The organism is Glaesserella parasuis, from assembly GCF_017352235.1.
GTDB classification, from domain to species: domain Bacteria; phylum Pseudomonadota; class Gammaproteobacteria; order Enterobacterales; family Pasteurellaceae; genus Glaesserella; species Glaesserella parasuis.
In genome coordinates this window covers 1192401-1214057 of sequence record NZ_CP071487.1, presented here as the reverse complement: position 1 = coordinate 1214057, position 21657 = coordinate 1192401, and the positions used below count along the sequence as shown (strand labels likewise).

General features: G+C 39.9%; 16 protein-coding genes. 3 read left to right on the top strand and 13 right to left on the bottom strand.

The genetic code is table 11. The annotated features are described in order from the left end of the window. Nucleotides 1-55 precede the first annotated feature (55 nt). The 3 genes from pta to rnd all read right to left on the bottom strand — a co-directional run bounded on the left by pta (nucleotide 56) and on the right by rnd (nucleotide 5075). The gene (pta, locus tag J1G47_RS06040; protein ID WP_075592601.1) at nucleotides 56-2191 is read right to left on the bottom strand and encodes a phosphate acetyltransferase; all 2136 of its coding nucleotides are present in this window, start codon (nucleotides 2189-2191) and stop codon (nucleotides 56-58) included. 108 nt (nucleotides 2192-2299) lie between these two features. Then, nucleotides 2300-3499: an acetate kinase gene (locus tag J1G47_RS06035; RefSeq protein WP_160416255.1), complete on the bottom strand. Its 1200-nt coding sequence runs from the start codon at nucleotides 3497-3499 to the stop codon at nucleotides 2300-2302. 448 nt (nucleotides 3500-3947) lie between these two features. Then, nucleotides 3948-5075 carry a ribonuclease D gene (gene rnd, locus J1G47_RS06030; RefSeq protein WP_012621712.1) on the bottom strand — a complete coding sequence of 376 codons (1128 nt, stop codon included), beginning with the start codon at nucleotides 5073-5075 and terminating at the stop codon, nucleotides 3948-3950. Nucleotides 5076-5248: 173 nt separating this feature from the next. Here rnd and J1G47_RS06025 point away from each other — a divergent pair, with 173 nt between their 5' ends. After that, on the top strand, nucleotides 5249-6454 hold the full coding sequence (locus J1G47_RS06025; RefSeq protein WP_012621711.1) for an ROK family protein: 1206 nt from the start codon (nucleotides 5249-5251) through the stop codon (nucleotides 6452-6454). A 15-nt stretch (nucleotides 6455-6469) separates the two neighbouring features. Here J1G47_RS06025 and J1G47_RS06020 read toward each other — a convergent pair whose 3' ends face one another. The 6 genes from J1G47_RS06020 to seqA form a co-directional block, all read right to left on the bottom strand. Next, nucleotides 6470-6766, bottom strand: a complete 297-nt coding sequence (locus tag J1G47_RS06020) for a HigA family addiction module antitoxin (RefSeq protein WP_005712590.1) — start codon at nucleotides 6764-6766, stop codon at nucleotides 6470-6472. An 8-nt stretch (nucleotides 6767-6774) separates the two neighbouring features. Further along, nucleotides 6775-7050: a type II toxin-antitoxin system RelE/ParE family toxin gene (locus J1G47_RS06015; RefSeq protein ID WP_012621710.1), complete on the bottom strand. Its 276-nt coding sequence runs from the start codon at nucleotides 7048-7050 to the stop codon at nucleotides 6775-6777. A 207-nt stretch (nucleotides 7051-7257) separates the two neighbouring features. Beyond that, nucleotides 7258-8340: a chorismate synthase gene (gene aroC, locus J1G47_RS06010; protein WP_005712594.1), complete on the bottom strand. Its 1083-nt coding sequence runs from the start codon at nucleotides 8338-8340 to the stop codon at nucleotides 7258-7260. A gap of 125 nt (nucleotides 8341-8465) precedes the next feature. Then, nucleotides 8466-11759, bottom strand: coding sequence for a mechanosensitive channel MscK (gene mscK, locus J1G47_RS06005; RefSeq protein ID WP_160414708.1), 3294 nt, complete (start codon nucleotides 11757-11759; stop codon nucleotides 8466-8468). After that, nucleotides 11752-13167, bottom strand: a complete 1416-nt coding sequence (gene menE / locus J1G47_RS06000) for an o-succinylbenzoate--CoA ligase (RefSeq protein WP_035523217.1) — start codon at nucleotides 13165-13167, stop codon at nucleotides 11752-11754. Before menE ends, mscK begins: the two co-directional genes overlap by 8 nt. Before the next feature lie 3 nt (nucleotides 13168-13170). Further along, nucleotides 13171-13734 carry a replication initiation negative regulator SeqA gene (gene seqA / locus J1G47_RS05995; RefSeq protein ID WP_035496688.1) on the bottom strand — a complete coding sequence of 188 codons (564 nt, stop codon included), beginning with the start codon at nucleotides 13732-13734 and terminating at the stop codon, nucleotides 13171-13173. 107 nt (nucleotides 13735-13841) lie between these two features. On the opposite strand from seqA, the gene J1G47_RS05990 reads away from it, so the two are divergent. Beyond that, a complete protein-coding gene (locus tag J1G47_RS05990) occupies nucleotides 13842-14624 on the top strand; it encodes an alpha/beta fold hydrolase (protein WP_021109504.1) in 783 nt (260 codons plus the stop codon). A gap of 152 nt (nucleotides 14625-14776) precedes the next feature. Here J1G47_RS05990 and J1G47_RS05985 read toward each other — a convergent pair whose 3' ends face one another. Next, a complete protein-coding gene (locus J1G47_RS05985) occupies nucleotides 14777-15142 on the bottom strand; it encodes a hypothetical protein (RefSeq protein WP_207326502.1) in 366 nt (121 codons plus the stop codon). A gap of 95 nt (nucleotides 15143-15237) precedes the next feature. Between J1G47_RS05985 and parC the strand changes: the two genes are divergently transcribed. Beyond that, nucleotides 15238-17481, top strand: coding sequence for a DNA topoisomerase IV subunit A (gene parC, locus J1G47_RS05980; RefSeq protein WP_207326501.1), 2244 nt, complete (start codon nucleotides 15238-15240; stop codon nucleotides 17479-17481). A 34-nt stretch (nucleotides 17482-17515) separates the two neighbouring features. Here the strand turns inward: parC and xseA are convergent, their stop codons facing one another. From xseA to argF, 3 genes are all read right to left on the bottom strand, one after another. After that, a complete protein-coding gene (gene xseA / locus J1G47_RS05975) occupies nucleotides 17516-18844 on the bottom strand; it encodes an exodeoxyribonuclease VII large subunit (RefSeq protein ID WP_207326500.1) in 1329 nt (442 codons plus the stop codon). 113 nt (nucleotides 18845-18957) lie between these two features. Further along, a complete protein-coding gene (glyA, locus tag J1G47_RS05970; protein WP_075620774.1) occupies nucleotides 18958-20220 on the bottom strand; it encodes a serine hydroxymethyltransferase in 1263 nt (420 codons plus the stop codon). 346 nt (nucleotides 20221-20566) lie between these two features. Further along, nucleotides 20567-21577 carry an ornithine carbamoyltransferase gene (gene argF / locus J1G47_RS05965; RefSeq protein WP_005712612.1) on the bottom strand — a complete coding sequence of 337 codons (1011 nt, stop codon included), beginning with the start codon at nucleotides 21575-21577 and terminating at the stop codon, nucleotides 20567-20569. Nucleotides 21578-21657: the final 80 nt, after the last annotated feature.

Sequence of the window (21657 nt, the reverse complement as noted above, 5' to 3'; positions counted from 1 at the left end):
AACGGACTGAGTCCAGTAGTAACTGGATTCAGTCCTTGAACTAGCAGTTTATTTTTTACTGAGTCGCCTGAATTGCCGTTAATGCAATGGTATAAACAATATCATCAACCAAAGCACCACGAGATAAGTCATTCACAGGTTTACGCATACCTTGTAGCATTGGACCGATAGAGACGAGATCCGCAGAGCGTTGAACCGCTTTATAAGTTGTGTTACCTGTGTTCAAGTCTGGGAAGACGAATACGGTCGCTTTACCTGCAACAGGGGAGTTAGGCGCTTTAGAGCGAGCCACATCTTCCATAATTGCCGCATCGTATTGTAATGGACCGTCAATAATAAGGTCTGGGCGTTTTTCTTTCGCAATACGAGTTGCTTCAGCTACTTTTTCTACGTCTGCACCAGCACCAGAAGTTCCTGTTGAGTAAGAAATCATTGCAACACGAGGATCGATACCGAATGATTTTGCCGATTCAGCCGATTGGATAGCTATTTCGGCTAATTGTTCAGGTGTTGGATCTGGGTTTACCGCACAGTCACCGTAAACAAGTACTTGATCTGGTAATAACATAAAGAACACAGATGAAATAATAGAGTTACCTGGTGCTGTTTTGATAATTTGCATTGGTGGACGGATTGTATTTGCAGTCGTGTGAACTGCACCTGAAACTAAGCCATCTACTTCGTTTGCTTCTAACATCATTGTACCGAGTACAACAGTATCTAACAGCTGTTCACGAGCAACAACCTCAGTCATACCTTTGTTTTTACGCAATTCGACTAAACGAGCTACATAGTTTTCACGCACTTCAGCTGGGTCAATAATGGTAATGCCTTTGCCTAAAGTAACCCCTTGAGCTTCAGCAACACGTTGAACATCCGCAGGTGGCGCTAAAAGTACACATTCTGCAATGCCACGTTCCGCACAGAGTGCAGCCGCTTTAACGGTACGAGGCTCATCACCTTCTGGTAACACAATGCGTTTTTTCGCTTCACGCGCAAGTTCGGTTAATTGATAACGGAATGCAGCAGGGGAGAGGCGACGAGCGCGAACTGCACCTTTTGAAATACCATCAATAAAGCCTGCATCGAATTGTTCTGAGACATATTGTTTAATCGCATCAATACGTTCTTTATCATCTACTGGTACTTCAAGGCTGAAGCTTTGTAGGCTTAATGCAGTTTGCCAAGTGTTGCCTTCAATACGGAAAATTGGTAAGCCGGTCTCAAAGGCTTGTTGGCAAAGTTTGGTAATTTGAGTATCAATTTTGTAGCCACCCGTTAAGAGTAATGCACCGATTTCCACGCCGTTCATTGCTGCTAAAGAAGCTGCAACGATGACATCAGGACGATCTGCAGAAGCGACTAATAAACTGCCCGCTTTAAAGTGATCAACCATATGTGGTAGGCTTCTTGCACAGAATGTTACACTACGAATACGGCGTTTATGTACTTCGCCTTCATTAATAATTGCCGCACCTAGGTGTTTTACAAGATCGATTGCACGGGTTGCAATTAAATCTGATTTCCACGCAATACAAGCTAGTAATTTGATTGGACCAGCTTTGAACAGATTTTCCATTTCAAGAATGTTATTGCTGCTGTGTTGGAACGAGTCGAAGATTTCGGTTAAATCTGGGCGTGTACGACCTGACTCATCAACAGGGGCATTAAATTTGTTGATAACCACACCGAGTAGGTTAGGGTTGTGGCGACCACCAAATAAAGAAACTGCAGCATCAATACGCTCTTTAAGCTGTGCCGGTTTGTCTGCTGCCGGTGCTGCAACTAACACGATTTCAGCGTCTAATGCTTGTGCAATTTCATAGTTAATGCTATTTGCGTAAGAGTTTTTACGCGTTGGAATTAAGCCTTCCACAATAACAATATCACTGTTTTTGGTGAGTTTTTGATGACGCTCAACCACTTTTTCAAGTAATACATCGGTTTGGTTTTTTGCAATCAATGTTTCCGCTTCACTTAGCATAAATGGTGTGCCTGTTTCGGTACTTTGTGAAAGGCGGATAATAGTGGTTGAACGGTCAAGGGTATCTTCACCACTAATAGGTTGTGCGATAGGTTTTAAGAAACCAACTTTTGCCCCTTTTTGTTCAAGAGAATGGACTAAACCAAGACTTACACTGGTTAAACCAACGCCGGTACTGATTGGAATTAAAATAATTGTTCTGGACATTGTTTTTTTCCTTGTTACAAGCGGGTAGAGTAGTCAAATATTTTGCAAAATCTCACCGCTTTTGTGATGTAAAAAGTAAAAAACCTGCCATCTGGCAGGTTTTAGATATTATAACGCTAAGCGCGCTGTATCTTGTGCAATAACAAGTTCTTCGTTTGTTGGGATAACGAATGCACGGAATGCAGAATCAGCAGCAGTAATTTCGCCTGATTTACCAAAACGTGCTGCCGTATTTTTCTCGCTATCAACTTTAATACCGAACAGTTTTAAGTAATTTAAGGTTAATTCACGCACTAGGCCTGCGTTTTCACCGATACCACCAGTAAATACGATTGCATCTAAGTGATCGTCACCTAAAACAGCCATATAAGCACCGATGTATTTCGCTAAACGGTAGCAGAAACCGTCCATTGCACGTTTTGCATCTGCGTGAGTTGCGTAGTTATCTTCTGCATAACGGCAGTCGCTTGTCACTTCCGTTAAACCTAATAAGCCAGATTTTTTCACTAATGTTTCTTCAATTTCTTTTACAGACATACCTAACGTATTGTGCATAAAGAAAATGATTGCAGGGTCTAAGTCACCTGAACGAGTACCCATTACTAAACCTTCTAATGGAGTGAAACCCATTGAAGTATCAATACATTCACCATTACGGATTGCAGCAACTGAAGCACCGTTACCTAAGTGACAAGTAATCACGTTCACTTTTGACGGTTCAACACCCACAACTTTAGCGACTTCACGGCTCACATAATAGTGGCTTGTACCGTGGAAACCATAACGACGTACGCCGTGTTCTTTATATAAAGAGTATGGAAGAGCATAGAGATAAGCGTGTTCAGGCATTGTTTGGTGGAATGCTGTATCAAATACCGCAACGTTTTTCTCTTTTAATTCAGGGAATGCTTTGAATGCTTCTTCAATACCGATTAAGTGAGCAGGGTTGTGAAGTGGTGCAAATGCTGCAGCTTCTTTGATACCTGCAACCACTTCATCTGTAATAACGATAGATGAAGTATATTTTTCACCACCGTGAACGATACGGTGACCGATAGCACCAATGCTGTCTTTTAATTCTGCACTTAAAATGTTTTTCACGATATAGTTAAGTGCTTCACTGTGAGCCGCACCTGCACCTAAATCTGCTGCACCTTTCTCACCGTTTAATTTCCATTTAATACGAGCATCAACTAAATTAAAGTTTTCAGCTAGACCTGATAATTTTTCATCGCCAGAAGCAGGATCAAGGATAGCGAATTTTAAAGATGAGCTACCACAGTTAAGAATAAGAATATTTTTTGACATTGTCGAAACACCTATGTGATAAGAAAAAATTAACACGTTTTGGGTAAACGTGACTGCGTGCCTATGATACGCCTTTTACACTTGAAAATAAATTGATCTCAGTAAAAAAGGGAAGAGAAAAAAGAAAGAAAAGTCTTAAATTTATCCGCTTAAATTTGTCATTTAACATAATATACGTTATGCGAACAGAATAGGATATAACCAATTGATTTATAAGGATATTTTCATTTTAACACTTGTAGCAATTTGATTTTAAAGGAAAATATCCTTATCTAAGATTACTTATCGTCAGCAGGAACTAAAATTACATCGCCAACTTGCAAATCAAAGTATCCGCTTGTTTTAAATGATTTTGGATGTACACTTACCTAAGATACTACGACTCATGGTACTCCTTCATTTAGTAAAAATATAGCAACTTTACATCACAAAACATTTCTCTATGTTTTTATTTACTTAGATCAATTTCTGGCAATAATTTGTTACCGAATTGCTCTCTCCACCCACACAATAACTCAGGTAACTTTTGCCTATCTTGCCCATTTCTATACCATTTAAACAACTGATTTAATTGACGCTTACTCGCCAACAACTCAATCGCCAAATTTTCAGGACAAACTTCTGTAAGACGCTTTTGCAAGCGTTTGAAAGTAGTTTTGTAGCCAGCCTCATCAACCAAACGACGAATAACAGGCGGATAGTTCTCTGGCAAAATTTGCTTACCCTGCTCGACTAACCACAAAATTTTCTTACCGTGAATACGCACTTCATTTGGGTGCATAAATTCCAACAATATTGAAGTATGTTTCGGTTGTAATTTAGCAATTTGTAACAAACTCTGCTCTTTAATAATAAAATTTAATGCCAAATCACGTTTTTCTGCTTCTTCTATCCGCCACTTAGCTAATATCTGCAAAATTGCCAGCTCTTGTTGGTTAAGTTGCCACGCATTACTGATCTCCTTATAGGCTTTATTCGGATCTTCTACGATCTGCCGTTTAGCTAACAAGGTTGCACACTCCTCTACGACAGCAGTTTGCCACGGTGTTTTTGCCAAATCTTCCGCCAATTTGTGATAAATCGGCAACAAATACCACACATCTGCACAGGCATATTGAAGTTGTATCTCACTCAAAGGATGGCTCAACCAGTCTGTACGGGAAGCCCCTTTATCCAATTCAACCTCAAGATAATGCAACGCAAGTTTGGCAAAGCCAATTGAAATACCTAAACCTACAAACCCAGCCATTACCTGTGTATCTAACATTGGTTGTGGTAACTGTTTGAAATAGTGTTGAAAAACCTCCAAATCTTCACCACAAGCGTGAAGCACCTTAAGCACATTTTCATTTGCTAACAACGCCGTAAAAGGGGAAAAATCCGTAATACTTAACGGATCAATCAAATACACCTGCTTACCATCAAAAAGCTGAATTAACCCCAACTTCGGATAATAAGTTCGAGTACGAACAAACTCAGTATCTAATGCAATCACCGATTGTTCTGCAACCTGCAGACACATCTGAGCCAAACTAGGATTATCATCAACCCACTGATATTCTATATACTTATTCATTTTTTCTAATACTTTCCACGAGTTAGCGTAATTTTCCACCATTTATTTTAAAAAATAAAATAATTTTGTGACATCACTCTCATAATTGAAGGAAACAATTTGCCAGACACATTATAAAAATAGCACAATAAAGTAACGACTTAGGGAGTAAAAAGATTGTAAGGATTATAGCTATGAAAATCACCTCTTCGGATTATAAATATCAACATCTCGGCACGGTTTACCGTTTAGTTGAACAATTTGAGCTGATTTCTCGTACTGACTTAGCGAAATTATCAGGATTTGCCCCTGCATCAATGACAGTGCTGACGAAAATACTCATTGACCATAAACTGATTTTAGAAAGAACCTCACAAAATTTACCCTCAAGGGGCAGACCTGCCGTAGGGCTGTCGGTTTCCCCGTTCCACTGGCGTTATCTCTGCTTAACCCTTGCACCACAAAAACTCTCTATCGCACTTTGCGATTTGAGTGGCAAGCTCATTTACCAACAACATTATAGCCTGACTTCCGACGAATATCTTAGCTTAGATCAGCATATCCTGAACTGCATACAAACTTTTTCCCTCAACACACCGCTTACCAACGAAGCTTTGCTTGCCATTTCTATCAGCGTAGTGGGGAAAATTGACCGCACAAAAACGATTATCACGCAATTAGGGCAACAGCCCCTCACCTGCCCTCTCGTTGAAACATTGCATCGTCACTTTAATCAACCGATTTTACTCAACGAGCATTTTCAACTCTGGCTTCTAGCGGAAGCAACCTTAGGAAGTTTAATTGCCAATGACAACGTTATTTTCTTACAGCTTGATGATCAAGTGAATTTAAGTGTATTACTCAAAGGGGCATTACTCCATCAAGACGAACATAAACGAATGAATGTTGATAAAATGATAATGCCAAAATTCAGTCCACTTAGTGATGAAATTGCTGAACAACAGACAGAAATCGAACGTTATCAACTCACCAATCAAGTGACTTTCCCTGCACTAGCCAACTTGATCGACCGCTATTTTGACCACCAACACACTTGCCTTGAAGATAAAATCAACTACTTCTGCGAACAAGTAGAAGCCGAAAACCCTCAAGCAATGCAGATTTTATCGCATCTTACCGACAACCTTGCTTATATGCTGATGAACCTAATCAACATATTTTCTACGGAAAAAATTATGTTGAACTCACCGCTATTACGCATTAAAAAACCACTTTTTGAACAACTGCAAACCAAACTACAGCAAAACTTGCTTCTTAATGAACTACGAATTGATATTGTCACCAGCCAATACGATTGGGACAGCCCTCTCATTCCTTCTATTGCAATTAAATTAGGCATTTATGAGGGCTGTTTATTAAAGGGGATTGTAGAGGTGTAAAACGTAGGGTGGGTTTTAACCAACCAATTCACCAAAAATAAAAGGATGAATAGGATTTGTGCGGCGCTGTTTTAATTCCCAAACATCATAAGCGGCTTGTAAACTTAGCCATAATCTAGCCGAACTGATCCCCGCTTCTTCCAAAGCAATAGCTAAATTTGCCGTCATCGGAGTTTTACCGTGTAATACTCGAGAAAGTGTTTCACGAGAAAAGCCCAAATGTTCCGCTAACGCTTTGATTTTAATATTGTTAGGTTCAATAAATCCTGTTAATAAAATTTCCCCTGGGTGAGAGGGTTTTCTTTCGCTCATATTATCTCCTAGTGATAATCTTCATAATTCAAAACATAAGCATCGCCGTCAATAAATTCAAAAGTAATCCGCCAGTTGCCCGACACAGTCATTGACCAAATGCCTTCCCTATCGCCTCTTAATTTATGGCATTGATAAAAAGGAAGAAATTCATCAACAACTTTTGCCCGATCTATCACATCTAAAATACCATTGATTTTCTTAATGTGATCTATCCGTAGCCCTCGCGTTATACCTTGTCGGAAATATTGCTCTAGCCCCTTATGTTTAAAACTCTTAATCATTACAGCTCCCTTCAAAGAGTGTGATATAATCATATCACACAAAAGATAAAACACTGTAATAATTATTCCCTATTCATAATAAAGCAAAAGGATAAATTTTTATTTTTTCGACGTAGATCGAAAAAATGATTTTAAATGATTGATAATTGGATAAAGGACAAATAAGAGTATATGAGAACGCCAAATGTGGCGTTCTTGATTTAACAATTAACGACACTGTGCCTTAAATCGCAATAGATGATCTAACACCACAATTGCCATCATTGCTTCTGCAATCGGCACAGCACGGATACCAACGCAAGGGTCGTGTCGCCCTTTGGTGACTACTTCGACGGGTTCATTATGTACATTCACACTTTTTCCAGGTACGGTAATACTTGAAGTAGGTTTTAGGGCAATATGAGCGATGATTGGCTGACCTGAGCTAATTCCACCTAAAATGCCACCTGAGTGGTTTGAGCAGAAACCTTCTGGGGTCATTTCGTCACGATGTTCACTACCCTTCTGTTCAACGGCTGCAAAACCATCGCCAATTTCAACACCTTTGACTGCATTGATCGACATTAAGGCGTGAGCTAGATCTGCGTCCAAGCGGTCAAATACGGGTTCACCTAAACCAACTGGGACATTTTCTGCAATCACGGTTAATTTTGCCCCAATAGAGTTACCCTCTTTTTTCAGCTCTCGGATTAATTCGTCAAATTGTTCCACTGCCACAGGATCTGGGCAGAAAAACGGGTTACTATTAACTTGTTGCCAATCAATCTGTTCGATATTTGCAACAGTTTGTGGGTCGATTTTGACTGAGCCTATTTGTGATAAGTAGCCTCGAATTTCTACGCCAAACTGCTCTTTTAAATATTTTTTCGCTATTGCCCCTGCCGCTACACGCATTGCAGTTTCTCTGGCAGAAGATCGTCCGCCACCACGGTAATCACGAATACCGTATTTTTGTTGGTAGGTATAATCGGCGTGTCCTGGGCGGAATTTGTCCATTATATCGCCGTAATCTTTGGAACGTTGATCGCCATTTTTGATGATTAAGCCGATACTTGTACCTGTGGTTTTGCCTTCAAATACGCCCGATAAGATTTGGACTTCATCATCTTCTCGACGGGGTGTGGTATAGCGAGAAGTACCAGGTTTACGGCGATCTAAATCGGGTTGTAAATCGGCTTCACTGAGTTCCATATTAGGGGGAACGCCATCTACAATACAACCTAATGCAATGCCGTGTGATTCTCCGAATGTGGTGACTTTAAAAAGTTGTCCAATGCTGTTGCCTGCCATTTGTTTTCCTTATTTTTATTGTTGGGTATAAAATCAATAGGTTTTAAAATGGTGGGCTAAAACCCCACCCTACAAATCTGATATTCCAAAAATTGTTTGGGGCAAATATGATTTGCCCCTACAAATCATTTGATGTCGCTATTTATACCATTTTTTAAATGCACTTCCATTTGATTGAAGGTCATTTTAATTTGGTGTTGGTTAAAGAGTTCTGTGATCCGCTGATAGAGGAAATTGCGTGTTGCGGCACGATCGTCTAATTCCGGTACAAATACGGTAAATTCGTGTTCGATCCAACCATCACCAAAACTTTGCAAATTAATGCTTGGGCTTGGTTCGTCCATTACTTTTGGCGCTTCGCTTGCAGCTTGGTTTAGCAAACGACGAACCAGTGATAAATCTGCTTCGGTGCTGATTTTCAAAATAAACTGCAAGCGTGTGATGGTGTTATTAAAGGTCCAGTTAATAAATCTATCTGTCACAAAGGCTTGGTTTGGTAGTACCACTTCTTTGTTATCATCATCAATCAAAGTTGTTGAACGTAGGCGAATACGGCTGATCACCCCTGTAAAATTGCCAACCGTTACTTTATCACCAACGCGAATTGGGCGTTCAAATAATAAAATGGTACCTGATACAAAACTACCAAAAATTTCACGCACCCCGAAACCAAGACCCACAGATAATGCGGTGAAAATCCACTGGATTTTGCTCCACGAAATACCAAGTGAGGTAAAGGCAGAAATACTACCGAACGTGACCATCAGATAGGTCATTACCGCAGTGATCGTATGTGGTGTTCCTTTGGATAGTTTAATCCGTGAGAAGAAGGTCACTTCTAAAATCCCTTTCAGGTTTTTCACCAGCACATAGGTGACGGTAATATAAAGTATCGAACGTAAAATATTCAATAAGGTGATGGACTCTACCACTGTACCTTTAGAGGTAGTTTCGATGTTTTCCCATAAAATCACATTATTGAGATAATAAGCAATACTGATTAAATCTGACCAAATCGCATAAAGCGATACGAATAAAATCACCCAGCCGATTAAATCAGCTAACCGGAAAATCTGCTCATTAACCGTTGAAATCTTGATGATTTCCTCTGGTTTCTCTCTGGCTTCCTCTTTAGCCCCCTGCTCTAAACGTTCTAAATTTTGTTCTCTGATTTTTTCCCGTTTTTTCTGTAAGCGACGGTATGCCATTCGACGTGAAGAAATAGTTAAAGAACGATAAGCAAAGTAGCGTCCAAATACCCAAACTAATGCGACTAAATAGGTCGTAATAATGTGGTCGATTAAATAAACTGCCGTGTAGTAGTAACCTAATACAATCAGCACAATCAAGGTAAGCGGTACGATAAACAGCACAAAACGCAAGAGTTTAAACAGGCTGACACTGCGTTTTTTACCATCTTCCGTTTTAGCATTTTCATACTCTTGAATACCCCGATCTAATAGAGGGCGTACAACAAAAGTACACAAAGCTAAAGCAACTATCGTCACGACTTGACCGATCACATCATTAGTAAACCCGACCACCTCAATTTGAGAGAAAATCGAGGAAACTAAGAGCAACACCACAATCCACACAGACTGCTTAATAATGCGTTGGAAAATTTCGTTACTTGCTTGTGGCATACCGAAATGGCGATAAGCTAACCCATTTGGTCGCAATAGTGATAAAACGGTAGCAAAAAATAACCAATATTCAAAGGCTTCGGTTACCCAAGTTGAAGCTAATAATGGATCAGGCACAAATAGGTAAAGTGCCACAGTTGCAAGGGTCAAAAACATCAAACCGCTTGGTAAGGCTAATACTATCGTCCAAAACATCGCTTCTGGCGTATGCCAATGGCTATCATTTTTTAGGGTATTAACATGGCCACCAATGGTTGCCAAGCGGTGTTTTATGTCTGTTTTTTTCCAAATAATTAAGCCATAAAGGGATAACAAAATCGCAATAAAAGTTAGGGTTGAAGGCAAGTTCTGCCCCAAATTTTCAAAGCCAAGATAGTCCGTTAATGTTGAAATCTCAGCAATTGCTTGTTTTGGAAAGGTTTCTAACCAAGTTAAATCAATCGGGTTATTACTTTGAACCCAAAAACTTTGTTGTTGTAGCTGATTTTGCAAGGTATCACTGATGGTGATAATCTGCTTTTGTGTTTGCTCAATCTCATTAGACAAATTAAGCTGTATATTAAGCGTTTTAATTAAGTCCGCTAAAATTTTTTCACGCTCTTTTAAGATGTTTGTTAAGGTTTTGCGTTCCGCATCATCAAATAAGGTTTTGTGGGTCGTTTCTAATTTTTCGATAACGCTATTAAGGTTATAGAGTTCATCACGTTTTTGCGATAAATCAAAAATTTCTACCCGTAAATTTGCAATATCTTTGGAAAGCCCTTTAATTAAGCTATCTGTTGGCAAAGATTGTTTTTGCTGATTAATAATACGAGATAGCACCAAAGTACCTTGTAATGCACTGATCTGCTCTTCAATGTTTCGCTGGGTTTGTATCAAACTGTCTAGTACATTTTTAGCACGCAGGCTATCCCGTGACAACGTATTGGTTTTTTGTGTCTGTTCAACCAAAAATTGACTTAAATCGGTGTTTAATGAAAGCTCATCGTGAATAATCGGATTTTCAACTTTATTGTTAGCTTTTAGTTCTTCAGCCTGTTTTGCTTGAGCCTCAAACTCTTTTAAACGCTTGGCATTTAAGACTTCCTGTAACGTTGCCTGCTGTTTCTGTAACAATTGCTGTTTTAACGTTAATTCATTACGTTTCGCCTCTTTCAACGAAATCAGCAGATCAATGTTTTGTGCTAAATATTGATTATATTTATTACTTGCCTCTAGGTATTTTAATTCCGCATTGTATTTATCAATCAGCGATTTACTTGCTTGGTTATTGTGTTTTAAACGTGTTAATTTATCCGCTTGTTGATTATTTTCGGTAATCTGTTTTCGTGTTTGTTCTGAGGCTGTACGATAAGTTACCGCACTAGAGTTTGTTTCATTCAAGGTCAATTGAACATTGTTTAACTCTTGACGGGTATTGTCTAAACGTTTTTCTAACTCTTCATTACTGAGTTTACTGGAAATTTCAACTTCACTGTTTAACTCCTTAGTTAATTTGTCGATATTTTTCTTATAAGTATCTAAAGTTGCAGTTGCATTAGTAAGTTTTTTTTCTAAAGCCTCTAATTCACTATTTTGATTTTTAGTTTTCTCAATGAATAGCAAGGCTTCTTCAATGTTTTTGACCGGTTCAGTTGTTTGCTCAGAAGGATTGGTTTTTATTGCTTCTAACTGCGTTTTCAAATCTTCCGCAGACACAAAATCTTCCACCGCAGACTGAACCGTTGCCGTGAAAAAAGATAAACATAACGCAAGCCAAAATGATTTTTTACACATTTTTTTCTCTCAACTTGTTGGCGATATACGCTTTTAAATGGGTTCTAGACATCTTAATGCCATTTGATTGCCCTATCTCATCTTCCAAAGGGAAATAAGCAATCGGCTGTTTGAATTTTTCTAATCGTTGCATTGCAAAAGATTTCAACAGATTGACCGCTTGTATTGAAAAAGGTTCGCTAAAAGCCACTAACGCCACAGGACGTTCGCCAAATTCTTGATCGGCAACTGGCACAACAAACACTTGTTTTACAAGCGGATATTTTTGTAGCGCCTTTTCCACTTCTTCGGGCTGAATATTTTCCCCGCCCGAAATAAACATATTATCTAATCGCCCTAGCACTTCCAATTTGCCATTATTCCAACGCCCTTTATCTTTTGTCGCAAACCAGCCTTGAGCATTGTGTAAGGCAACAATTTTACCTTGTTGCCAATAGCCTAACGCAAGGCTCTGCCCTTTTACCCAAATTTCCCCCTCTACGAGGGTAGCTTCTCGATTTGCTAACGGTTTGCCAACATTATCACTCTCATTTTTAACAGCACAAATGGTCGATGCCATTTCTGTCATTCCATAGCCTGCATAAGTTGTGATCTGATGCTGTTGAGCTTGTTCAATTAAATCTGCCGGAATTGCCGAGCCACCTAATAAAATATGCTGTGATACTAACTTTTCACCAAGCCAAGCTAAATAACGCTGTAATTGTGTTGGTACTAAAGAAGCGTGGCTGACTTGCGATAACATTTGCCAAAATTCCGCTTTATCTTCCGTCAGATAAAGGATTGCCCCTTGCGATAACCAACGCCAAACAATCCCCTGCCCCGAAACGTGAAAAAGAGGCAAACTTAACAACCAAGAACAATGGCGATCAAATTGAACAAAATCACAGACACTGATTGCATTGGCAAGATGTTGAGCAATAGAATGCACTACCGCTTTGGGATTGCCTGATGAACCTGACGTAAGGGTAAAAGTGGCTGGTTTATCGAAAGAAAATAAGCCATTGTCTTGATTTCTAGATAACTGAAAACCCCTATCTAGAGAATAAAAATCCTGATCGGTCAGCAAAATAGATACTTGGTTTTGTTGCAATATCTGTTGGCGTTGGATCTCGCTCATTGCAGGATTAAGCGTTAAGATCTTTCTGCCACTTGCCAACACAGCACAATAACAGAGCAAACCGATTAAACGGTGAGAACCTGAATAAGCCACCAAGCTATTCGGCAATGCTAACTGCTCAAGCAATCTCACCGCTTGTTCAATCAACAGTTGCAACTGTTGCCACGAAATTTGACGGGGTAAGTAAGAAAACAAGGTAGCATTTCCTCTATCCCAAACAATAGCAATATCTTGAGCCTGTTTTTCTGCCCAATATATTGTGGGGAATGTCGGAAATACTACCCTTGACATAAATTAATTGAATTGAGCTTTAATACGAGCAACTAACTCTTCAGGTAATTCCATTGCATTCATTAATGCACACAAAATAATCCCTTTTCGTTCCGTATTATTATTCGTAATCACCCAAAATGGCGACTCTGGAATTTGCTTCGCTTTAACACTCGAACCCGTCGCAAGAATAGTTTGTTCATCACGAGCAAAATAAATTCGCTCACTGCCCTGCACATTTTCCGTCGCATGAGAAAAGCCCTCAGGATCTGCTTTATACAAGGCAGACAACAAGTGTAAAAAGCGATTTACGCCTTTTTTTTCATTGTTAAAAAGGCTCGAAGCCAACACAAATTCAACTTGCTTAATCACCTTATCTTGTTGATGGAGTTGTTTCTTTTTTTGCTTAGGCAGCTTTGCAAGATCTTTCAATTCATTGATCATATTCTCTTGCACAAGTACAAAAGGTTGGGGAGATGCTGGTAAACGGAGTAAACGACGTAAAATATCTGACGCACTTTCCCCAATAGCCTGAGTTCTGCTTGCAATATAGTGGTATAATTCATCATCAACTTCGATTGTTTTCATCTTGTCCCCTAAATAACTTGATTACTGGAAAATTCTAGGCATTATACGCATTTCCGATCTTTTTAACAGGATCTAAACACGATAATTGAATAAATTTTAATTAAATTATGGCGGAAAAAATGTTTCTTCATCACCAATTTCAAACAGCAACCAACCCAGCGACTTCATCACCACAAACAATGGTCTTTATTCACGGTTTATTTGGTGATATGAATAACTTAGGCGTAATTGCCAGAGCCTTTGCGGAACAGTTTAATCTACTCCGCATCGACTTACGCAATCACGGGCAATCTTTCCACAGTGATGAAATGAACTATACCTTAATGGCAGAAGATCTGCGAGATCTACTCAACCACTTACAACTTAACAATGTTATTCTCGTTGGGCATTCAATGGGAGGAAAAACAGCAATGATGTTAGCCAACATCGCCCCTGAGCTTGTGGCAAAACTAATCATCATTGACATTGCCCCCGTTGCTTATCACCTCAACCGCCACGACGACATTTTTGCAGGACTTTTTGCGGTTAAAGCTACCAAACCAGCTAACCGCCAAGAGGCCAAAACAGCAATTGCAAAAGGTATTCAAGATGAAGGCATACAACAATTTATGCTGAAATCATTCGATCCACAAAGCCCAGAATTCTTTAAATTTAATCTATCGGGTTTAAAACAAAACTACCCCAATCTAATGGATTGGCAAAATGTTTTTGTGGATAAACCTACTCTCTTTATCAAAGGAGCGTTATCGGATTACTTACAAGAAAAAGACACCCAAACCATCTTAGCTCAATTCCCACAAGCAAAATCCTTTATTGTTAGCGGTGCAGACCATTGGGTTCACGCAGAAAAACCAGAAGCTGTGGTCAGGGCGATGGTTAAGTTTATATAAAAATGCCCCTAATTTACTAAAAATCAAAGGGGGTGACTGCTTTCTAATCCAGTCTCCCCCTTACTTCTCATCAAATAATACCAAAGTGTTTTTCGGACAATTCTAAATGAGTAGTCAACTGAGCAAAAATGATGTCATTACCTCCAGTGACCCTATCCCAAATTCTGAGAAGCTTTTTCTTTTCCACCTTGACTTATTGCTGCTACAACCGCTCCAACACCTAAAATCCCTCCACCGAGATAAGCTAAATTAGAAATAACACTACTACTCTGAGCAGCAACATCTGACACCAAAGTTGTATTTTCAACTACTTCCTTAGAGGATACAGAAGATTCATTCTTTTTTACTTCATCAATATCTGTAGATTCTGAAGTGGTGACATTTTCTTCTACTTTTTCTGTATTTGAATCAATATAATCTTCTATTGATTTTTGTTTTATATTTTTCTTTAATTGTGTTCGACGAGCTTTGGTTGAGAATATCTCTTCTTTATCAAAAATAGCTTGAACATCTCGCATGTGCAACACTTTACTAATTAAGTAGACAGTTCTCTACAAATAAGAGAGAATTGTCAAGATAAGCTCTTTTATTTTTCAATAGTATTTATATTCCAATGACCACTGAAATCAATTACGAAGGCGTTGAACAAATGCCGATTAAGCGTTTTACGGAAGACGCTTATCTCAATTACTCAATGTATGTCATTATGGATCGTGCTTTGCCTTTTATTGGCGACGGTCTAAAACCTGTGCAACGTCGTATTATTTATGCGATGTCTGAGCTTGGCTTAAATGCTGCAGCAAAATATAAAAAATCTGCACGTACTGTCGGTGATGTGCTAGGTAAATTTCACCCGCACGGTGATAGTGCCTGTTATAAAGCAATGGTTTTGATGGCACAGCCGTTCTCTTATCGCTATCCATTAATTGATGGACAAGGAAACTGGGGAGCGCCAGACGATCCTAAATCCTTTGCTGCAATGCGTTATACCGAATCAAAACTCTCCAAAATGGCTGAAATTCTATTGGGAGAGTTAGGACAGGGTACGGTTGATTATCAGCCAAACTTTGATGGTTCATTAGAAGAGCCTAAATATCTGCCAGCTCGTTTACCTCATATTTTGTTAAATGGCACAACAGGTATTGCTGTTGGTATGGCGACAGATATTCCACCACACAATATTAATGAACTTGCTGCGGCGTCAGTAAAACTTTTAGATAATCCAACCGCTAGTCTTAGCGATATTTTGGAAGTGGTTCAAGGGCCTGATTACCCAACAGAAGCTGAAATTATTACGCCTCGCTCAGAAATTGCAAAGATTTATGAGCAGGGTAGAGGCTCTATTAAAATGCGAGCGGTATGGAAACGAGAAGAGAATAATATTGTTATCAATGCCTTACCTCACCAAGCCTCGCCATCTAAAGTGATTGAACAGATCGCCACGCAAATGCGAAATAAAAAATTGCCGATGGTTGATGATATTCGAGATGAGTCTGATCACGAAAACCCTATCCGCATTGTGTTAGAACCACGTTCTAACCGTATTGATTATGATGGCTTAATGGATCATCTGTTTGCTACCACTGATCTTGAAAAAAGCTACCGTATCAATATGAATATGATTGGGCTTGATGGTAAACCTGCGGTGAAGAATTTGCTGACCATTCTTACTGAGTGGTTAGCATTCCGTAGAACAACGGTCACGCGTCGTTTAAATTTCCGTTTGGATAAAATCATCAGCCGTTTACATATTTTAGAGGGCTTGATGATTGCGTTCCTTAATATTGATGAAGTGATTGAGATTATTCGCAATGAAGATAATCCCAAAGCTGAATTAATTGCACGTTTTCAATTAAGCGATGAGCAAGCCGAAGCCATTCTAAACTTACGATTACGTCATTTGGCAAAACTGGAAGAACACGAGTTAAAAGCAGAACAGCAGAAACTTGAAGAAGAACGGGAACATTTGCAAGGGATCTTAGGTTCAGAGCGTCGTTTAAATAACTTGATTAAGAAAGAGATTGAAGCCGATGCCAAAGCCTTTGCCAGCCCTCGCCGCTCACCACTTGTGGAGCGTGCTGAAGCGAAAGCGATTTCAGAAAGCGATTTAACGCCAACAGAGCCTGTGACGGTAATTCTTTCCGAAAAAGGCTGGGTACGTTGTGCTAAAGGACACGATATTGATGTGCAGAACCTAAGTTACAAAGCTGGCGATAGCTACCTTGCCCACGCTTATGGTAAGAGCAATCAGCCAGTTGTCTTTATTGACAGCACAGGGCGTAGCTATGCTCTTGATCCTCTTAGCCTGCCTTCCGCTCGTTCGCAAGGTGAACCTATTACGGGCAAAATCAGTTTACCTGATGGGGCAACGGTGCAATATGTGCTAATGGCTGAGGAAAGTCGTAAGGTACTAATGGCTTCGGATTCGGGCTATGGCTTTATTTGCCAATTTGAAGATCTGGTTTCTCGCAACAAGGCAGGGAAAGCGGTTATTTCCTTAACGGAAAATGCAAAAGTGCTACCACCGCAGTTGTTAAAAGAGGGTGAAGAAAATCTGTTAGTGGCAATGAGCAATACAGGGCGAGTGTTAGTCTTCCCAGTTTCTGAATTGCCTGAGTTATCTAAAGGCAAGGGAAATAAGATCATCAACATTTCTGCACAAGCTGCGAAAGAACGAGCAGAGCTACTTTCTCGATTACTTATAATCAACCCAACAAGTTCGCTGGTTTTCGTTTCAGGTAAACGTAAAATTACGCTAAAACCAACAGATATTGAGCATTATCGTGGCGAACGAGCAAGAAAAGGCACGCAACTTCGAGGGCTAAGTGGTAATGTTGAAGTTGAAATTGTAGATTAGGGATTGGGGGGAATGGTATTCCCCTTAATACATTCTAGAGAATACCCACCACCTGACTTACCACCTTCCCCTGTGCTAAACGAGTGACTATCGTTTCACCGATTGAAATATCCTGAGTGGATAGCAGTGCTTTGCCTTGTTGGTTTTGTGTTACGGAGTAGCCTCTTGCTAAAATAGCAAGCGGGCTTAAGCCGTCTAACTGCGTGCAAAGGGTTTGAAATTGCTGGCGACGTTGGCTGATATTCTTCTCAATGGCATAGCTTAAACGTTGCTCTAGCTTGTGCAAATGTTGTGTTTGAGCTGAAATACGGTAAGGAAGCGGATTTCGTTCCATTCGTTGTAGTGTATTTTTCCAACACTGTTGTTTACGCAACAATAGCTGTTCCATCTGCTGTTTCAGCTGTTTTTCTAAGTGCGAAAGCTGTTGGACACGTTGCTGTAATTGACGCTGTGGGTGTTGCGCCTGTAAACGAAGTTGCAAGCGGTCAAATCGGGCTAATTTTTCACTCCATAAGCGATCAAAAGCTAAATTCACTTTATCAGCGTGATGTTGTAACTGTCGTAACAACTCTTGTTGATCACGGCTGACCAACTCTGCCGCAGCCGACGGCGTTGGCGCACGCAAATCTGCCACAAAATCTGCAATAGTCACATCGGTTTCGTGTCCAACGGCACTGATAATCGAGATCTGAGAGTGATAAATCGCCCAAGCGACCGCTTCTTCATTAAAGCACCATAAATCTTCCAATGAGCCACCGCCACGCCCAACAATCAGCACATCACATTCTTGACGGCGGTTCGCCAGCTCGATCATCTGCACAATATCAGCTGTCGCTTCTTTGCCTTGCACTAAGGTCGGATAAATCACCACTTCAAGACTTGGGTCTCGACGTTGTAAAATATGCAAAATATCTTGCAACGCCGCACCACTTGATGAAGTTACAATGCCAACACGTTTAACGAACGTAGGAATAGGCTTTTTATGTTCTTGAGCAAATAACCCTAACCCAGCCAATTTCATTTTAAGCTGTTCAAATTGCTGTTGTAACAAGCCATCGCCAGCAGGTTGCATCGTTTCAATGATCACTTGATAATCACCTCGTGGCTCATACAAGCTAACATTCGCTCTCACTAATACTTGCATTCCATTTTGCGGACGGAAATTCACTCGCATATTTTTCATACGAAACATTGCACAACGCACCTGCGCTTGTTCGTCTTTCAGGGTTAAATACCAATGCCCAGAAACAGGTTGCGAAAAGTTTGAAATCTCGCCGATAAGCCAAACACTGCCAAATTCGACTTCAAGCATCTGTTTAACGGAGTAATTGAGCTGACTGATGGTTAGGATATGGTTTTTCATAATAAAATTTAAAGGATTCAATATGTTATCCTCAAATAAATTATCCCCTTGTCAATATTGTAACTAAAACAAATAATGACAAGAGGATAACACAACAAATCTCTTTGTTAATTTTATGGATAAACAGGTAGACGTTTACAAATATCCAAAACTTTCACTTTAGTCACTTCAATTACCGCAGCTTCGTTATCCTTACCGATGTTATCTAATATATCGCACATCCAACCTGCAAGTTCCCGTACTTCAGCCTCTTTAAAACCACGACGAGTTACAGATGGAGTACCAACACGAATACCAGAAGTAATGAATGGTTTTTGTGGATCGTTCGGTACTGCATTTTTATTAACAGTAATATTTGCTTTACCTAAAGCTATATCTGCCGCTTTACCCGTTAAACCGTGGCTCACTAAATCAACAAGGAATAAGTGGTTTTCTGTACCATTTGAAACAACGTTATAGCCACGTTGTTTAAATACTTCCACCATGGCTTTTGCATTTTTCACCACTTGTTGCTGATAAACCTTATACTCAGGCTCTAATGCTTCTTTAAAGCAAACTGCTTTTGCAGCAATAATGTGAACTAATGGGCCACCTTGTTCACGAGGGAATACCGCATTTTGTAGTTTTTTATAGATTTCTTCATCTTTCGCATTGGAAAGAATTAAACCACCACGAGGACCTGCAAGAGTTTTATGTGTTGTCGTTGTTACAACGTGTGCGTGAGGGAGTGGGCTTGGATAAACACCTGCTGCAATTAAACCTGCAACGTGAGCCATATCGACGAATAAATAAGCGCCAACTTCATCTGCAATTTCACGCATTTTCGCCCAATCAACAATTTGAGAATAAGCAGAGAAGCCACCTACAATCATTTTTGGTTTAACTTCGTGAGCCTGTTTACGTAGTGCATCATAGTCAATAACCCCTTCAGCAGTGATACCGTATTGTTCTGCGTGATACACTTTTCCTGAGAAACTAACTGAAGCACCGTGAGTTAAGTGTCCGCCATGTGCAAGGCTCATACCTAAAATAGTATCACCTGGCATCAATAATGCACCATAAACTGCCGCATTTGCCTGAGAGCCTGAATGCGGTTGTACGTTGGCATAATCTGCACCGAATAACTCTTTCGCACGTTCAATCGCTAACTGCTCTACAATATCTGCATATTCACAGCCGCCATAATAACGTTTACCAGGATAACCTTCTGCGTATTTGTTGGTAAATTGTGAACCCTGAGCTTCCATCACACGAGGACTTGCATAGTTTTCAGAAGCAATAAGTTCAATATGCTCTTCTTGACGACGATTTTCGCCTTGAATAGCTTGCCATAATTCTGGATCATAATCTGCGATATTCATATCACGTCTTAACATTGGTTCCTCCTATAAGTAATCGTTTGCGTAATTGATCTATCCATATTCTACGCAGTTTTTTTGACTTTAGATAGCAGTTTTTTCTGATGATTGTAATAAAAATATCAAGAAGCAAACTAAAACTAAGACTGAATGCCTTGAAATTTTCTGACAAGCTCACCCCAGAAAATCAAGGAATTTCTACCCTTTTACACGAAACCATGCATGCGTTAGCATTAAAACACCCTTTTGTTAGAGGGTAAATGGTGTTATTCGTTTGCACAGCCATAAATTCTTCCCCCGCTTGCGGGGGAAGGTGCCCGAAGGGCGGATGGGGGGAAAGATGCAAGTAAATCCCGCACCTACTCTACCCTGCCAATGTCGCCACCATCACCGCTTTAATCGTATGCATACGATTTTCTGCTTCATCAAAAACAATAGAGGCTTCGGATTCAAATACTTCATCCGTTACTTCTAAGCCGTTCATTCCATATTTTTCTGCAATTTCTTTACCTACAAGGGTTTGGTCATCGTGGAAAGCGGGTAGACAATGTAAGAATTTTACATTTGGATTGCCCGTTAATTTCATCAATTCAGCATTCACTTGATAAGGCTTCATTAAATTGATACGAGCTTCCCAAGTGGATTCTGGTTCACCCATTGATACCCAAACGTCCGTATAGACGAAGTCAACACCTTTAACCCCTTCTGCAACATCTTCCGTACAGGTGATTTTTGCTCCTGTTTTCGTAGCCATTTCTGCGACTTCATCTAATAATGTTTGTTCAGGGAAGAACTGCTTAGGAGCAACTAAACGTAAATCTACCCCCATTAATGCCGCGCCCTCAACAAAGGAATTTCCCATATTGTTACGCGCATCACCTAAATAAGCGAGCTTAATTTGATTGAGTGGCTTATTTGAATGTTCGATCATCGTAAGGAAATCGGCAAGAATTTGAGTTGGGTGAAATTCATCGGTTAAACCGTTCCAAACAGGTACACCTGAATAATCTGCTAATGTTTGAACTAACACTTGTCCATAACCACGGTATTGAATACCGTCATACATTCTACCCAGTACACGAGCGGTATCTTTCATTGACTCTTTATGCCCAATCTGCGATCCGCTAGGTCCAATATAGCTCACATTCGCCCCTTGATCGAAAGCAGCCACTTCAAAGGCACAACGTGTGCGAGTTGAGCTTTTTTCAAAGATCAATGCGATATTTTTGCCTTGCATTGTTGGGACTTCTCGACCTGCTTTTTTGTCTGCTTTTAATTTTGCAGATAAATCTAGCAGGTATTGAATTTCATTTGGGGTGAAATCCATTAGACGTAAAAAATGGCGATTTTTAAGATTGATGGTGTTTGCTGACATCATAATTTTCCTGATTTGAAATAAATAAGGCTTTTATTATAAATCCTTTCAATAAGAGAACAATGGGAATTTGTGGGGGA